1 protein-coding gene is annotated in these 437 nt (G+C 70.5%); it reads left to right on the forward strand.

Annotation, left to right across the window (positions count from 1 at the left end):
* Nucleotides 1–437 (forward strand): NAD(P)-dependent oxidoreductase (locus CWM66_RS28600; protein ID WP_304598311.1); only part of this gene is annotated, 437 nt, incomplete at both ends.

Genomic DNA, 437 nt, shown 5'->3' on the forward strand with positions numbered 1-437 from the left:
CGTTGCTGGCCCGCCTGCCGCGGCTGCGGCTGGTCAGCCAGACCGGGCGGCTGTCGTCCAACATCGACCTGGAGGCCTGCACTCGCCACGGCGTTGCGGTGGCCGAAGGCAGCGGCTCGCCGGTGGCGCCAGCGGAACTGGCCTGGGCGCTGGTGATGGCGGCGAGCCGGCGCCTGCGCGCCCATGGTGATGCGCTGCATGCAGGGCATTGGCAGGCCACGGGCGACGGCTCGCTGGGTCGCGTGTTGCGCGGACGCACGCTGGGTATCTGGAGTTACGGCAAGATCGGTCGCCTGGTGGCTGGCTATGGGCAGGCATTCGGGATGCGGGTCCTCGTATGGGGCAGCGAAGCATCCCGTGCGCAGGCGCGTGCCGAGGGTTGCGAGGTGGCGGAAAGCCGCACGCAACTCTTCGTCGAAAGCGATGTGCTCTCGCTG

This window comes from Kosakonia sp. H7A (genome assembly GCF_003028445.1).
Taxonomy (GTDB): domain Bacteria; phylum Pseudomonadota; class Gammaproteobacteria; order Enterobacterales; family Enterobacteriaceae; genus Kosakonia; species Kosakonia radicincitans.